The 14,381-nt window shown below is 59.0% G+C and carries 13 protein-coding genes; 10 read left to right on the forward strand and 3 right to left on the reverse strand.

Annotated features, from left to right (window positions below; all coding sequences use genetic code 11):
- Positions 1-10: 10 nt before the first annotated feature.
- Both clpA and ACZ5VE_RS06855 read left to right on the forward strand, forming a co-directional pair.
- A complete protein-coding gene (gene clpA / locus ACZ5VE_RS06850) occupies positions 11-2,350 on the forward strand; it encodes an ATP-dependent Clp protease ATP-binding subunit ClpA (RefSeq protein WP_464457252.1) in 2,340 nt (779 codons plus the stop codon).
- Positions 2,351-2,472: 122 nt separating this feature from the next.
- A protein-coding gene (locus ACZ5VE_RS06855) for an IS3 family transposase (RefSeq protein ID WP_464454783.1) occupies positions 2,473-3,734 on the forward strand; the annotation gives its coding sequence in 2 pieces (ribosomal slippage) (positions 2,473-2,830 and positions 2,830-3,734; 1,263 coding nt in all).
- Positions 3,735-3,779: 45 nt separating this feature from the next.
- Here the strand turns inward: ACZ5VE_RS06855 and ACZ5VE_RS06860 are convergent.
- Positions 3,780-4,754 carry an NADPH:quinone oxidoreductase family protein gene (locus tag ACZ5VE_RS06860; RefSeq protein WP_464457253.1) on the reverse strand — a complete coding sequence of 325 codons (975 nt, stop codon included), beginning with the start codon at positions 4,752-4,754 and terminating at the stop codon, positions 3,780-3,782.
- 145 nt (positions 4,755-4,899) lie between these two features.
- Here ACZ5VE_RS06860 and surE point away from each other — a divergent pair, with 145 nt between their 5' ends.
- The 5 genes from surE to rlmD all read left to right on the forward strand — a co-directional run bounded on the left by surE (position 4,900) and on the right by rlmD (position 9,624).
- Positions 4,900-5,670, forward strand: coding sequence for a 5'/3'-nucleotidase SurE (surE, locus tag ACZ5VE_RS06865; RefSeq protein WP_464457254.1), 771 nt, complete (start codon positions 4,900-4,902; stop codon positions 5,668-5,670).
- Positions 5,667-6,458 (forward strand): protein-L-isoaspartate(D-aspartate) O-methyltransferase, encoded by a 792-nt coding sequence (locus ACZ5VE_RS06870; RefSeq protein ID WP_464457255.1) that lies wholly within the window; start codon positions 5,667-5,669, stop codon positions 6,456-6,458. The genes surE and ACZ5VE_RS06870 overlap by 4 nt, the downstream gene beginning before the upstream one ends.
- Before the next feature lie 14 nt (positions 6,459-6,472).
- On the forward strand, positions 6,473-7,318 hold the full coding sequence (locus tag ACZ5VE_RS06875) for a peptidoglycan DD-metalloendopeptidase family protein (protein WP_464457256.1): 846 nt from the start codon (positions 6,473-6,475) through the stop codon (positions 7,316-7,318).
- Positions 7,319-7,324: 6 nt separating this feature from the next.
- Positions 7,325-8,122, forward strand: a complete 798-nt coding sequence (locus ACZ5VE_RS06880) for a 3'-5' exonuclease (protein ID WP_464457257.1) — start codon at positions 7,325-7,327, stop codon at positions 8,120-8,122.
- Positions 8,123-8,187: 65 nt separating this feature from the next.
- Positions 8,188-9,624, forward strand: a complete 1,437-nt coding sequence (gene rlmD / locus ACZ5VE_RS06885; RefSeq protein WP_464457258.1) for a 23S rRNA (uracil(1939)-C(5))-methyltransferase RlmD — start codon at positions 8,188-8,190, stop codon at positions 9,622-9,624.
- A gap of 69 nt (positions 9,625-9,693) precedes the next feature.
- Here the strand turns inward: rlmD and ACZ5VE_RS06890 are convergent, their stop codons facing one another.
- Entirely contained in the window at positions 9,694-10,389 is a 696-nt protein-coding gene (locus ACZ5VE_RS06890) for a Bax inhibitor-1/YccA family protein (protein WP_464457259.1), read from the reverse strand.
- Between the two features lie 180 nt (positions 10,390-10,569).
- On the opposite strand from ACZ5VE_RS06890, the gene ACZ5VE_RS06895 reads away from it, so the two are divergent.
- The gene (locus ACZ5VE_RS06895; protein WP_464457260.1) at positions 10,570-10,977 is read left to right on the forward strand and encodes a GlcG/HbpS family heme-binding protein; all 408 of its coding nucleotides are present in this window, start codon (positions 10,570-10,572) and stop codon (positions 10,975-10,977) included.
- Positions 10,978-11,072: 95 nt separating this feature from the next.
- Here the strand turns inward: ACZ5VE_RS06895 and ACZ5VE_RS06900 are convergent, their stop codons facing one another.
- Positions 11,073-11,351 carry a c-type cytochrome gene (locus tag ACZ5VE_RS06900; protein ID WP_464457455.1) on the reverse strand — a complete coding sequence of 93 codons (279 nt, stop codon included), beginning with the start codon at positions 11,349-11,351 and terminating at the stop codon, positions 11,073-11,075.
- A gap of 224 nt (positions 11,352-11,575) precedes the next feature.
- Between ACZ5VE_RS06900 and ilvD the strand changes: the two genes are divergently transcribed.
- On the forward strand, positions 11,576-13,432 hold the full coding sequence (gene ilvD, locus ACZ5VE_RS06905; protein ID WP_464457261.1) for a dihydroxy-acid dehydratase: 1,857 nt from the start codon (positions 11,576-11,578) through the stop codon (positions 13,430-13,432).
- A 59-nt stretch (positions 13,433-13,491) separates the two neighbouring features.
- Positions 13,492-14,298, forward strand: coding sequence for a prolipoprotein diacylglyceryl transferase (gene lgt, locus ACZ5VE_RS06910; RefSeq protein WP_464457262.1), 807 nt, complete (start codon positions 13,492-13,494; stop codon positions 14,296-14,298).
- Positions 14,299-14,381: the final 83 nt, after the last annotated feature.

The raw sequence follows: 14,381 nt of genomic DNA on the forward strand, positions 1-14,381 counted from the left end.
AGGAAATCACATGATTGCCCAAGAATTGGAAGTCAGCTTGCACATGGCCTTTGTCGAGGCCCGTCAGCAGCGTCACGAATTCATCACGGTCGAGCACCTGCTGTTGGCCTTGCTGGACAACCCCAGCGCCGCTGAGGTTCTGCGCGCTTGCGCCGCCAACATCGATGACCTGCGCAACGCCTTGAGCAACTTCATCAAGGACAACACCCCACAGGTTGCGGGCACCGAAGAGGTGGACACCCAGCCCACCTTGGGCTTTCAACGCGTCATTCAGCGCGCCATCATGCATGTGCAATCCACAGGCAGTGGCAAAAAGGAAGTGAACGGGGCCAACGTGCTGGTCGCCATCTTTGGCGAAAAAGACTCGCACGCGGTTTACTACTTGCACCAGCAAGGCATCACCCGTCTGGATGTGGTGAACTTCATTGCCCACGGCATTCGCAAGAGCGACCCGCCAGAGGCTGCCAAATCGGCCGAAAACCCTTCGAGCAGCGAAGGCGAAGAGGGCGGCAATGGCGGCGAGCGCAGCGAAAAAGCTTCGCCACTGGAGCAGTACACCAACAACCTGAACCAGGCGGCCAAGGAAGGCAAGATCGACCCGCTGATTGGGCGCGAGTACGAAGTCGAGCGCACGATCCAGATTTTGTGCCGCCGCCGCAAGAACAACCCGCTGCTGGTGGGCGAAGCCGGTGTGGGCAAAACCGCGATTGCCGAGGGCCTGGCCTGGCGCATCACCCAGGGCACGGTACCCGAAATTTTGGCCGAGGCCACGGTGTATTCGCTCGACATGGGCGCTTTGCTGGCCGGCACCAAATACCGGGGTGACTTTGAGCAACGCCTCAAGGGCGTGTTGAAGTCGCTCAAGGACAAGCCCAACGGCATCCTGTTCATCGACGAAATCCACACCCTGATCGGTGCGGGTGCGGCTTCGGGCGGCACGCTCGATGCATCCAATTTGCTCAAGCCCGCGCTCTCCAGCGGCCAGCTCAAGTGCATTGGCGCGACCACCTTCACCGAATACCGGGGCATCTTTGAAAAAGACGCCGCACTCAGCCGTCGCTTCCAGAAAGTGGACGTGGTTGAGCCGACCGTATCCGAGACCGTGGACATCCTCAAAGGCCTCAAGAGCCGTTTTGAAGACCACCACAGCGTCAAGTACACCATCGCAGCCTTGCAAGCCGCTGCCGAGTTGTCGGCCAAGTTCATCAACGACCGGCAATTGCCCGACAAGGCGATTGACGTGATCGACGAAGCCGGTGCCGCCCAACGCATCCAGGTCGCGTCCAAGCGCAAGAAAACCATTGGCAAGGCCGAGATCGAAGACATCGTGGCCAAGATCGCCCGCATCCCGCCGGCCAATGTGTCCAACGACGACCGCAGCAAGTTGCAGACCATCGAGCGTGACCTCAAATCGGTGGTGTTTGGCCAAGACAAAGCCCTCGAAGTGCTGGCATCGGCCGTCAAGATGGCCCGCTCGGGCCTGGGCAAGACCGACAAGCCGATTGGCTCCTTCCTGTTCTCTGGCCCCACGGGCGTGGGCAAGACCGAAGCGGCCAAGCAACTGGCCTACATCTTGGGCATTGAGCTGATCCGCTTTGACATGTCCGAGTACATGGAGCGCCATGCCGTCAGTCGCCTGATCGGTGCGCCTCCGGGCTATGTGGGCTTTGACCAGGGGGGCCTGTTGACCGAAGCCGTGACCAAGAAGCCGCATTGCGTGCTTTTGCTCGATGAGATCGAGAAAGCCCACCCGGACATCTTCAATGTGCTGCTGCAGGTGATGGACCACGGCACCTTGACCGACAACAACGGGCGCAAGGCCGACTTCCGCAACGTGATCATCATCATGACCACCAACGCGGGTGCCGAGACCATGAACAAGGCCACCATTGGCTTCACCAATCCGCGTCAGGCCGGGGACGAGATGGGCGACATCAAACGATTGTTCACGCCCGAGTTTCGCAACCGCCTGGATGCCATGGTCAGCTTCAAGCCGCTGGACGAGCAGATCATCCTGCGTGTGGTGGACAAGTTCTTGCTGCAACTGGAACAGCAATTGGGCGAGAAAAAGGTCGAAGTCACTTTCACCGACAAGCTGCGCAAGTTCCTGGGCAAGAAGGGTTTCGATCCGCTCATGGGCGCACGCCCGATGCAGCGCCTGATCCAGGACACCATCCGCAAGGCCTTGGCCGACGAGCTGCTGTTTGGTCGCCTGACCGAAGGTGGCCGCCTGACGGTGGACATCGACGACAAGGACGAGGTGTTGTTGGACATCACGCCCAACCCGAAGAAGGAAAGCCGCGCTTCGCGTTCAGAGCCCACCGAGCCCGAAGAAGCCACGGCCAGCTGATCCTCTGTCGGCCTGGCGCCGCAGACAAACAAAAAAGGAGGCCTTTTCAGGCCTCCTTTTTCATGTGAGTGACCCGTCCTGCCAGAGGTTGACACCTTTTCTTGAAAGAAAAGGCAAGTCAAATGGAATCAGGCATCAAGAGAACTCAGAAAGACTACACGCTGGCTTTTAAACTGGCTGTGGTCGAGCAAGTAGAAAAAGGCGAGCTGACCTACACACAAGCGCAGCAACGGTATGGGATCCAAGGACGCTCGACGGTGCTGGTGTGGATGCGCAAGCATGGACGCCAAAGCTGGGGCATTCAGGCATCATCGGCAGCCATGCCCCGAGACAAAACACCCACATCTCTGACACCCGAGCAACAGATCAAGGCCTTGCAAGTTCAACTGAAAGAGGCCAACGAGAAGGCCCAGTTGTTCGAGGCTGTACTGGACGTCCTGAAGAAGGACTATGGGGTGCGCGTCGTAAAAAAGCCTTTGGGCAAGTCCTCTCGCAGCAACTCGTCCAAGGGTTGAGTGTGAAGAGGGCTTGCCGCCATATGGGGGTGAGTCGCCAAGCTTACTATCAGGGCCAGCGGCGTCATGCCCAGCTTGAGAGTCGAAGCCAGGCGGTGGTGAAGTTGGTGCGAGATTGGCGTGTGCGACAGCCTCGGTTGGGCACACGCAAGCTGCACCATGTGTTGCACGAGTCACTGCAGCGTGCTGGCATTGAACTGGGGCGCGATGCGATGTTTGATGTGCTGCGCAACGCTGGCATGCTGGTGCCGCAGCGACGGGCGTATCACAAGACCACAGACAGCCATCACCGGTTTCGTCGCCATCCGAACTTGCTCAAGGCGGGGGCGCAGCAACTGTGCGCTACAGCCAGCGAGCAAGTATGGGTGGCCGATATCACCTACTTGCCCACGAACGACAAATTTGTCTACCTGAGCTTGGTCACTGATGCCTACTCGCGCAAGATCGTGGGCTGGCATGTGCACGACAGCTTGCAAACCGAGCCGGTAGCACAAGCCTTGAAAATGGCCTTGCGCACACGTCAAAGTGATCAACGCTTGGTGCATCACTCGGATCGGGGCATCCAGTACTGCTCGAACTATTACCAAGCCATTCATCAGCGCCACGGCCTGCTGTGCTCGATGACCGATGGCTACGACTGTTACCAAAATGCGCTGGCAGAGCGGGTCAACGGCATCCTCAAAGGCGAGTTGCTGTTGCAGCGCCCCGCTGATTTGGAGCAAGCGCGGCGGATGGTGCGAGAGTCAGTGCAGATCTATAACGACGAGCGCCCTCATTTATCGCTGAAAATGCAAACGCCCGATGCGGTGCATCGGGCGTCTTTGGCCGACATTCGTCGGCTTGAATCACCGTCCCAGGTGTCAACCTAATTTAGGACGGGTCAGAGGAAGGTCAAGATGGACCTTGCATGGACGTCAATTGAACATGACCAGTTTGCCTTTGACGCTGCGTGAGCCCATCAAGGTGTAAGCCGCCTTCAAGTCGTTCATGGGCAAAGTTCGGTCAATCACGGGTTTGATCTTGCCTTGTCCGTACCACTGGGCCAGCTCGCCCATCATGGCCGCATTAGCTTGAGGCTCGCGCTTGGCGAAATCGCCCCAAAAGACGCCCACCAAAGACGCGCCCTTGAGCAAAGGCAGGTTCAAGGGCAGGGCGGGGATGGGGCCGCCCGCAAAACCCACCACCAGGTAGCGGCCGCGCCAGGCAATGGAGCGGAAAGCCGGTTCGGCCAAGTCGCCGCCCACGGGGTCATAAATCACATCGGGGCCTCGGCCTTCAGTCAACGTTTTCAGGGCTTCGCGCAGGTTCTCGCGGCTGTAATTGATGGTGGCGTCCGCCCCAAGCGTTGTGCACAAAGCACATTTTTCGTCGGTCGATGCCGCCGCAATCACTTTGGCCCCCATGGCCTTAGCGATCTGGATGGCGGCCGTGCCCACGCCGCCTGCGGCACCCAGTACCAGCACCGTTTCTCCAGCTTTCAGCGCCGCACGGTCCACCAGCGCATGGTGCGAGGTGGCATAAGTCATGATGAACGCCGCACCATCGACAGCTGAAAACCCTGCGGGCAAAGGCATGCACAGCTTGGCGGGTGCCAAGGTGTGGGTGCCAAAGCCGCCCGTGCCCGACAGGCACGCCACGGTTTGGCCCACTTTCAGGTGCGTGACGCCTTCACCCAGGGCTTGCACCACACCCGCGTATTCAGAGCCCGGCACAAAGGGCAGCTCGGGCTTCATCTGGTATTTGTTTTGAACGATGAGCAGGTCTGGGAAATTCAGGCTGGCGGCCTGGATTTGAATCAGGACCTGACCCGGACCGGGCGTTGGCGTGGGCAGTTCTTTCCAGGTGAGCGCGTCAACCCCAACCGGGTTCTCGCAAAGCCAAGCGTGCATGCATTTTCTCCTTGTGTCATGTTGGATCTGTCTGCTGTATCTTAGGCAGACAGAGGGGCCTCACCATGTCCCCCTAGCGACGAATTTGACGGTGATCCATCCGCTTGCCTGCCGCCTACAATCGAGGCATTGACAGGGACACCGCATGAAAATTCTCATTTCCAATGACGATGGCTTTCGCGCCGAAGGGATCGTGGCCCTTTACGAAGCATTGAAAACCATGGCCGACGTGGAAGTGGTGGCGCCCGAGCACAACAACAGTGCCAAATCCAACGCCTTGACCTTGCACACCCCCTTGTATGTGAACCGCGCCGACAACGGCTTTCGCTACGTCAATGGCACGCCCGCTGACTGCGTGCACATTGCCCTGACCGGCTTGTTGGGCTATCGCCCCGATTTGGTGATTTCCGGCATCAACAACGGCGCGAACATGGGCGATGACACCCTTTATTCGGGCACCGTGGGCGCGGCCATGGAAGGGTATTTGTTTGGCATTCCCGCCATGGCGGTGTCGCAAATCGACAAAGGCTGGGCGCATGTGAATGCTGCAGCCGCCAAAGTCAAAGAACTCGTTCAACAAATGAAAGCGGGCGATTTGTTGGACACCCAGCCATGGCTTTTGAATGTGAACATTCCGAACCTGCCGTTGGATGAAATCAAGGCCGCCAAGCTGTGTCGTCTGGGTCGCCGCCATGCCGCCGAGCCGGTGATCACCCAAGTGGATCCGCGTGGCCAGACCATGTACTGGATTGGCAATGCGGGCCCTGCCATGGACGACAGCGAAGGCACCGACTTTCATGCCGCTGGTTTGGGCCATGTGGTGGTGACGCCGCTCAAGGTGGACTTGACCGATCACGCCCACTTGGACCACTGGACACACACGCTGGGCCGCTTGGCCACCCAAGGCGCAGCATGAGCCAACGCCCAGGGTTCCCGGTCAAGCTGTCGCAAACAGGCGCATCCGGGCCAGCCACACCCAAACCCGCTGCTTCTTCCGTGCGTGCAGCATCGATGCCCTCCGCGCTGTTGCCCAAAGTCGCATCACCCGTGTCTGGCCTGGGTTTGGACTCGGGTGCGGTTCGTGCCCGCATGGTGCGCAAATTGGCCGAGCAGGGCGTCAAAGACTCCCGCGTGCTGGAGGCCATGGGTCTTGTCGAGCGTCACCGTTTTGTCGAAAGCGCACTGGTCAACCAAGCCTACGAAGACACCAGCTTGCCCATCGGTTTGGGGCAGACCATCTCCAAACCCAATGTGGTGGCGCGCATGGTCGAACTGCTGTGCCAGGATGCGCCTGGTCAATTGGGCCGCATTCTGGAAATCGGTACGGGTTGCGGTTATCAGGCCGCTGTGCTCAGCCATGTGGCCACCGAGGTCTACAGCATCGAGCGCTTGCGCGGCTTGCACGAAAAAGCCCGAACCAACTTACGCCCCTTCAGATTGCACAATGTGCACCTGATCTTTGGCGATGGCATGCTGGGCTACCCCAAAGGCGCACCTTATGCGGGCATCATCTCTGCCGCGGGCGGTGACGCCGTGCCGGACACTTGGCTGGAACAGCTGGCCGTGGGCGGCCGCTTGATTGCCCCGACCATCACGCCTGCCGGCCATCAAGCCTTGGTGGTCATTTTGAAAACAGCACAGGGCTTCGAGCGTCAGGTTCTCGAAGCTGTGCATTTTGTGCCTCTAAAATCAGGCGTTGCCTGAACACCTAAAGCCCGATGACTTCATCTTCACATTTTCGCCCCTTGGTTTTGATGGCTTCGGCCGTGGCGCTGCTTGCCGGATGCACGTCTTCACCGCGCACACCTGCCCCCGTGGAGGACCGAACCACCATGGGACGGTCGAACACACACACCGCAACACCTGCGGCGGAGGTGCCCAAGCCCTTGCCAGGCAGTGAAAACGCAGGCAAGCCCGGTTATTACACGGTGCAGCGCGGCGATACGCTCACCCGCATTGGGCTGGACAACGGCCAAGGCTGGCGTGATCTGGCCCGTTGGAACAATCTGACCAATCCCGATGTGATTGAAGTGGGTCAAGTGCTGCGCGTATCGCCCCCGGGCGGTGCGGTTGAAACATCCGGCGTGGTGGTTCGTCCGGTCCCTGCATCGGGTTCGGCATCGTCCGTCAGCACCCCAGACACGGCGGCCAACAAAGAGCCCGCCAAAGACAGCGCCAACAAGCCCAATGCCAATCCACAAGCCATGCAGTTCATTTGGCCCAGCCAAGGCAAATTGGTCAGCAAGTTTGATGCGAACAACAAAGGCATTGAAATCGCAGGCAAAAAAGGGGACCCGATTTTGGCGGCTGAAGCCGGAAAGGTCGCCTATGTGGGCGAGTCTTTGAGAGGCTATGGCAAGTTGATTCTGATCAAACACAACGGCTACTTGACGGCTTACGGCCACAACGACAAATTCAACGTCAAAGAAGACCAGCTGGTGACCAAAGGCCAAAAGATTGCTGAAATGGGCAATACCGATGCGGATGCCTACAAGCTCAAATTCGAAATTCGCGACACGGCGGGCAAAGCATTGAACCCCGTGACGCTCTTGCCTCAACGCTGAAAACCCATGGCCTGGCCCGTCCTGGTCTTTGACATCGAGACCTTGCCCGATGTGGCCGGGTGGCGCAAGCTGAACCCGGCGTCACCTGATTTGACCGATGCGCAAGTGCATGCGCAATGGAAGGCCGAGCGGGCAGAGCAGGGCAAAAGCGACTTCATGCCTTTGTATTTGCAGCGGATTTTGGTGATCAGCTGCGTTTTTCGCAATGCCGATGGGCTGCGGGTCCATTCTTTTGTGGACCGCGACGGGCAAAGCGAAGGCCGGATTGTTCAGACCTTTTTCAACACCATCGAAAAGCACGAACCTCAGCTGGTGAGCTGGAACGGCAGCGGGTTTGACCTGCCGGTCTTGCATCACAGGGGCCTGCAGCATGGCGTGGTGGCTGACAAATACTGGGACATGGGCGAGGGCGGCAACGCCAGTGATCGCGAGTACAAGTGGAACAATTACATCTCGCGCTACCACCTGCGTCACCTGGACCTGATGGACTTGCTGGCCAAATACACCCCCAAAAACAACGCCCCCATGGACGCGATGGCCAAGCTCTGCGGCTTTCCCGGCAAGTTGGGCATGGACGGCTCTCAAGTGCACGAACAGTTTTTGGCGGGCAAAACCGAAGACATCCGGCGTTATTGCGAAACCGATGTGATGAACACCTATTTGCTGTATTGCCGCTTTCAGAAGATGCGCGGCGGCTTGACCGAAGCCGAATACGAGCAAGAAATCAGCTTCGTCAAAGACAGCGTCGGCGCCTTGGCCGGGCAAGAACCCCATTGGCAGGAATATTTGCAAGCCTGGAACTGAGTTTTATGGGTCAAAGTGACTCGCCCATCGCCAAGTCAGCCGCGACATCCTGAGACAATCGGGGCATGAGCGAACAAGACATTTCCCTTTCAATACCCCCCACCGAGACCGAAAACCACGCCAGCACGGATTTGCCAGAAGGCTGGTTGCGTGTGGATTCTCTGGACATGGAGGCCCAAGGCATTGCCCGCAGGCCCGATGGCAAAGTGGTTTTCATCGAAGGCGCCTTGCCTTTTGAGGTGGTTTCGGTCCAGGTCGGACGCAAAAAAAGCAGCTTTGAGCATGGCACCGTGACCGAGATTCACCATGAATCCTCGCAACGCGTGCGTCCGGGCTGCCCGCATTTTGGGCTGCACACCGGCTCTTGCGGCGGCTGCAAGATGCAGCACCTGGAGGTCTCGGCCCAAGTGGCCATCAAGCAACGCGTGCTCGAAGACAACCTGTGGCATTTGGGCAAGGTCAAAGCCGAAACCATGCTGCGCCCGATCGAAGGGCCCACTTGGGGTTACCGTTACCGCGCCCGTTTGTCGGTGCGCTATGTGATCAAAAAAGGCGAAGTCCTGATTGGTTTTCACGAGCGCAAAAGCCGCTACATCGCCGATATGAAGGTGTGCCCGGTTTTGCCGCCGCATGTGAGTCGAATGTTGCTGCCGCTGCGTGAACTGATCGGCCAGATGGACGCACGTGAAAGCTTGCCCCAGCTTGAGCTGGCTTGTGGCGACGATGTGACGGCTTTGGTGTTGCGCCATCTGGAGCCTTTGAGCGAAGGCGACAAAGCCTTGTTGCGCACGTTTGCCGCTGCGCAACATGTGCAATGGTGGTTGCAGCCTAAAGGCCCGGACACGGTGCAGCTGCTGGACGAGGACGGTCCGCAACTGAGTTACGGCCTGCCTGACTTTGGCATCACCATGCCCTTCAGACCCACCGATTTCACCCAGGTCAACCCGTTCATCAACCGGGTGTTGGTGTCCCGCGCCTTGCGTTTGCTGCAAGCGCAAAAGCACGAGCGCGTGATCGACTGGTTCTGCGGTCTGGGCAACTTCACCTTGCCCATCGCCACGCAAGCGGGTGAGGTGCTGGGCATTGAAGGTGCCGAGACACTGGTGGCCCGGTCCCGCGACAACTACGCCCGCAACCAGGCCGATCGCGCTGCGGGGCAAGCTCTGGCACCCACCCAATTCGTGGCCCGCAACCTGTTTGACATGACCCCCGAGATGCTGGTGGCCGATGGCACGGCTGACAAATGGCTGGTGGACCCACCCCGCGAAGGTGCATTTGCCCTGAGCAAAGCACTGGCCGAACTGAATGAAAACCGCGATTTGCGCCAAGGCTGGACGCCACCGCAGCGCATTGTGTATGTGAGCTGCAACCCGGCCACTTTGGCACGCGACGCGGATATTCTGGTGCACCGTGCGGGTTATCGCTGTGTGAGTGCCGGGGTGATCAACATGTTTGCGCACACGGCGCACGTGGAAAGCATGGCGGTGTTTGAACTGGCTTGAGTCCGCAAGGCCACGCAGCAACAACAAAGGCTCCCGAGGGAGCCTTTGTTTTGAGGGGCATGAGACGGATCAGTCGCGCTCGCCACCCATGATGCCCAGCAGGGCCAAGAGGCTTTGGAACACGTTGAAGAGGTCCAGGTACAAGGCCAAAGTGGCGCTGATGTAGTTGGTTTCGCCGCCGTCGATGATCTGCTTCAAGTCATACAGCATGTAGGCACTGAAGATGCCGATGGCCATGACCGAGATCACCATCATGCCGACTGTGGAGCCGACAAACACGTTGATGATGCCGCCGATCATGATGGCCAAGGCCCCCACAAATAGCCATTTCGACATACCGGAAATGTCACGCTTGATGGTGCTGGCCAGGCTGGCCATGACAAAGAACACACCGGCGGTGCCAGCAAAGGCGGTCATGATCAGGTCGGAGCCGTTTTTGAAGCCCAGCACCATGGCGATCATGCGCGAGAGCATCAGGCCCATGAAGAAGGTGAAACCCAGCAACACGGGCACGCCAGCCGCCGAGTTTTTGGTTTTCTCGATGGCGAACATGAAGCCAAAAGCCCCGGCCATGAAGACGACCAGTCCCAGACCACCAGTGAGGGATCGGGTGATGCCGGTGGTCACGCCCAGCCAGGCCCCCAAAACGGTGGGCAGCAAGCTCAGGGCCAGCAGCCAATAAGTGTTGCGCAGCACGCGGTTGCGCGAAGCCAGATCGGTGCCGTGGCCCCAGTCTGTGGTGTTGATGGTGCGAAGGTCGCTCATGGTTGATCTCCTAAACAAGCCTTTGAATTTGACTTGGTCATTGTAGGGGCCGGGCGTACAGGCCTCAATATCCGGTAGCTGATGGGGTTATCCGGGTGAATCAGTTTTGCGCAGGAGTGAGCAATGGGCGTGTTTTGCCCGTGTATGCTTGCGTTTTTCAAACTCACAGCGCCAAAAACCATGAAAACCCAAGCCACCCTCGAACTGTCTGATGTCAAAGCCATTGCTGCAGCCGCCGAAGCCGAAGCCCTCAAAAACAATTGGGCCGTGAGCATTGCCATCGTGGATGCTGGCGGTCATTTGTTGCATTTCGCCCGCCTCGACGGTGCAGCCCCAGTCTCTTCGCACATCGCCCCCGCCAAAGCCAACACGGCTGCGCTGGGCCGCCGCGAAACCAAGGGCTACGAAGACGTTATCAATGGTGGCCGCACCTCCTTTTTGTCGGCCCCCACCATCAAGGGCATGCTCGAAGGTGGCGTGCCGATCATGAAAGACGGTTTCTGCCTGGGTGCAGTGGGCGTCAGCGGCGTCAAATCCAATGAAGACGCACAAATTGCCAAGGCGGGTATTGCGGCCATCGGCCTTTGATGCCACAAGCCTTTTCGGTATTCGAAAGCCGATAAAACGGTCTCCCGCAAAAAAGCCCGCTCATCAGCGGGCTTTTTTGATTTTTGCGGGTGAAATTACTTCAAACCCAGCACCCAGGTGGCCAACTTCCTGGCTTCTGCTTCGTTCACGTGGTCGTTGGCGGGCATGACCGCAACGCCCCACACGCCTGAGCCACCTTTCCTGATTTTGGTGGCCAACTTGTCCACGGCGCTGGCGTCCGTTTTGTATTTGGCCGCCACATCCTTGAAGCTGGGGCCGACCACCTTGACCGCCACGTTGTGGCATCCCATGCATTTTTTGGCGTTGGCCAGCGCTGGATCGGCCAACGCAGGCGAGGCGACAGCAACGGTCATTGCCAAGGCGAGAAAGTGGTGTTTCACGGTGGTTCTCTCAAAGGGAAGCAAGACGACCATGGGTTCATGGTCTCTGCGGCAAATGGAAGCTGACTATAGCGATTTTGAACAGGCATTTGCTTTGTCATGCAAGTGATGGCGACTTGCCCGACAGCGCCGTCAGGGCTATCGGGCTGGGCCATAATCCGTGCAGTTATTTCTTGAATCCCTGACTGGAGCCCCCGATGCCCGCTTACCGTTCCAAGACCTCCACCGCTGGCCGCAACATGGCCGGTGCCCGTTCCCTGTGGCGCGCCACGGGCATGAAGGACGACGACTTCAGCAAGCCGATCATCGCGATTGCCAACTCCTTCACCCAGTTTGTGCCCGGCCATGTGCACTTGAAGGATCTGGGCCAGCTGGTGGCGCGCGAGATCGAAGCCGCAGGCGGTGTGGCCAAGGAGTTCAACACGATTGCTGTGGACGACGGCATCGCCATGGGCCACGACGGCATGCTGTATTCGCTGCCCAGCCGCGACATCATTGCTGACTCCGTCGAGTACATGGTCAACGCGCACTGTGCTGACGCCATCGTCTGCATCTCCAACTGCGACAAGATCACCCCCGGCATGCTGATGGCCGCGATGCGCCTGAACATCCCGGTCATTTTTGTGTCTGGTGGCCCGATGGAAGCAGGCAAAGTGCGCCTGGCCAACCCCCAGACGCAAGTCATGGAATTCAAAAAGCTCGACCTGATCGACGCCATGGTGATGGCTGCTGACGACAAGGTGTCTGATGCCGACCTGGCCGAAGTCGAGCGTTCGGCTTGCCCGACCTGCGGTTCGTGCTCGGGCATGTTCACCGCCAACTCGATGAACTGCCTGGCCGAAGCGCTGGGCTTGGCCTTGCCCGGCAACGGCACCGTGGTCGCCACCCACGCCGACCGCGAGCAGCTGTTCAAACAAGCCGGCCGCACGATTGTCGATTTGTGCAAGCGTTATTACGAGCAAGAAGACGCATCGGTGTTGCCACGCTCCATGGGTTTCAAAGCGTTTGAAAACGCCATTGCCCTGGACATCGCGATGGGCGGCTCGACCAACACCATCCTGCACATCCTGGCGATCGCGCAGGAAGCCGAGATCGAATTCACCATGGCCGACATCGACCGCATGTCGAAAATCGTGCCGCAGTTGTGCAAGGTCGCGCCCAATACCAACAAGTACCACATCGAAGACGTGCACCGCGCAGGCGGCATCATGGGCATCCTGGGTGAGCTGGACCGCGCAGGCAAGCTGCACACCGATGTGGGCACCGTGTTGGGCAAGACCATGAAGCAAGTCCTCGACGAGTGGGACATTGCACGCAACCCCAGCGACGCGGTCAAAAAGTTTTACATGGCGGGCCCTGCGGGCATTCCGACCCAAGTGGCTTTCAGCCAAAACACCCGTTGGCCCAGCTTGGACACGGACCGCGCCGAAGGCTGCATCCGCTCTCTGGACCATGCGTTCAACAAAGAAGGCGGCTTGGCCGTGTTGCGCGGCAACATTGCGCTGGATGGCTGCGTGGTCAAAACCGCCGGTGTCGACGACAGCCTGATGGTGTTTGAAGGCCCGGCCCACGTGGTCGAGTCGCAAGACGAAGCTGTGGCCAACATCCTGAGCGACCAAGTCAAGGCCGGTGACATCGTGGTGGTGCGCTACGAAGGTCCCAAAGGCGGCCCCGGCATGCAAGAAATGCTTTACCCGACCAGTTACATCAAGTCCAAGGGCCTGGGCAAAGCCTGTGCCTTGCTGACCGATGGGCGCTTTTCGGGCGGCACTTCAGGCTTGTCCATCGGCCACTGCTCGCCCGAAGCGGCGGCGGGTGGCACGATTGGCCTGGTCAAAAATGGTGACCGCATCCGCATCGACATCCCCAACCGCAGCATCAACGTGCTGGTGAGCGACGAAGAGCTGGCCAAGCGCCGCGCTGAACAGGACAAGCTGGGCTGGAAGCCCGCATTGCCACGTCCGCGCAAAATCTCGGCGGCACTCAAAGCTTATGCCTTGCTGGCCACATCGGCCGACAAGGGTGCCGTGCGCGATTTGTCGCTGCTCGATTGATTCAGCCCAGTGGCCCATGGCAGGCAGCGCGCCTGGCATGGCCACACTGACGCAACACCATGCTGATTCACCCACAAATCGACCCCGTCGCCCTGCAATTGGGGCCCTTGGCCATCCATTGGTACGGCCTGACTTATCTGGCTGCTTTTGGCTTGTTTTACTGGCTGGCCACCCGGCGTCTGGGGCATTTGCCCTTCAAAAATCTACCACAGTGGCAAAAGCGGGACATTGAAGACATCTTGTTTGTAGGGGTGTTGGGTGTCATCCTCGGGGGGCGAATCGGTTATTGCCTGTTTTATAAACCGGGCTATTACCTGGCCAACCCGCTGGAGATTTTTGCGGTCTGGCAAGGGGGCATGAGTTTCCATGGCGGCATGTTGGGCGTGATCGCGGCCATGGTCTGGTTTGCCTGGTCGCGCAAACGGCCGTTTTTGCAGGTCATGGACTTTGTGGCGCCTTGCGTGCCCACGGGCTTGGCCGCAGGGCGCATCGGCAATTTCATCAATGGTGAACTGTGGGGCCGTGTGGCCGACCCGTCCTTGCCGTGGGCCATGCTGTTCCGAGGGGCAGGGGACATGCCGCGCCATCCATCGCAGATTTACCAATTTCTGATGGAAGGGCTGCTGTTGTTTGTGCTGCTGTGGCTTTACGCCCGCAAGCCACGCCAGCAAGGGCAAGTGGCCTCGGCGTTCCTGCTCGGCTATGGCGTATTCCGTTTTGTGGCTGAGTACTTCCGCGAGCCCGATGCCCACTTGGGTCTGCTCAGTTTGGGCATGAGCATGGGGCAATGGCTGTGTGTGCCGATGGTTGTGACAGGCGCCGCCTTGTGGTGGTGGCTTGGCCGCAGACCGGTCAAACCCGACTGATTCCCAAAGACTGACGCGCAGGAGTCAGTCGTTCGCTGGTCATTGCGTCAGGATGTGCTTTTGCACAGCACCGGATGGCATGC

The sequence above is a fragment of the Limnohabitans sp. INBF003 genome, from assembly GCF_055396645.1.

What these genes read in the sequence shown, in the direction of transcription:
- ACZ5VE_RS06870 (WP_464457255.1), top strand. Translation starts at nt 5,667, where the DNA reads ATGAGCCAACGCCCAGGGTTCCCGGTCAAGCTGTCGCAAACAGGCGCA.
- rlmD (WP_464457258.1), top strand. Translation starts at nt 8,188, where the DNA reads ATGAGCGAACAAGACATTTCCCTTTCAATACCCCCCACCGAGACCGAA.
- ilvD (WP_464457261.1), top strand. Translation starts at nt 11,576, where the DNA reads ATGCCCGCTTACCGTTCCAAGACCTCCACCGCTGGCCGCAACATGGCC.
- clpA (WP_464457252.1), top strand. Translation starts at nt 11, where the DNA reads ATGATTGCCCAAGAATTGGAAGTCAGCTTGCACATGGCCTTTGTCGAG.
- surE (WP_464457254.1), top strand. Translation starts at nt 4,900, where the DNA reads ATGAAAATTCTCATTTCCAATGACGATGGCTTTCGCGCCGAAGGGATC.
- ACZ5VE_RS06895 (WP_464457260.1), top strand. Translation starts at nt 10,570, where the DNA reads ATGAAAACCCAAGCCACCCTCGAACTGTCTGATGTCAAAGCCATTGCT.
- ACZ5VE_RS06875 (WP_464457256.1), top strand. Translation starts at nt 6,473, where the DNA reads ATGACTTCATCTTCACATTTTCGCCCCTTGGTTTTGATGGCTTCGGCC.
- ACZ5VE_RS06860 (WP_464457253.1), bottom strand. Translation starts at nt 4,754, where the DNA reads ATGCACGCTTGGCTTTGCGAGAACCCGGTTGGGGTTGACGCGCTCACC.
- ACZ5VE_RS06900 (WP_464457455.1), bottom strand. Translation starts at nt 11,351, where the DNA reads ATGACCGTTGCTGTCGCCTCGCCTGCGTTGGCCGATCCAGCGCTGGCC.
- lgt (WP_464457262.1), top strand. Translation starts at nt 13,492, where the DNA reads ATGCTGATTCACCCACAAATCGACCCCGTCGCCCTGCAATTGGGGCCC.
- ACZ5VE_RS06880 (WP_464457257.1), top strand. Translation starts at nt 7,325, where the DNA reads ATGGCCTGGCCCGTCCTGGTCTTTGACATCGAGACCTTGCCCGATGTG.
- ACZ5VE_RS06890 (WP_464457259.1), bottom strand. Translation starts at nt 10,389, where the DNA reads ATGAGCGACCTTCGCACCATCAACACCACAGACTGGGGCCACGGCACC.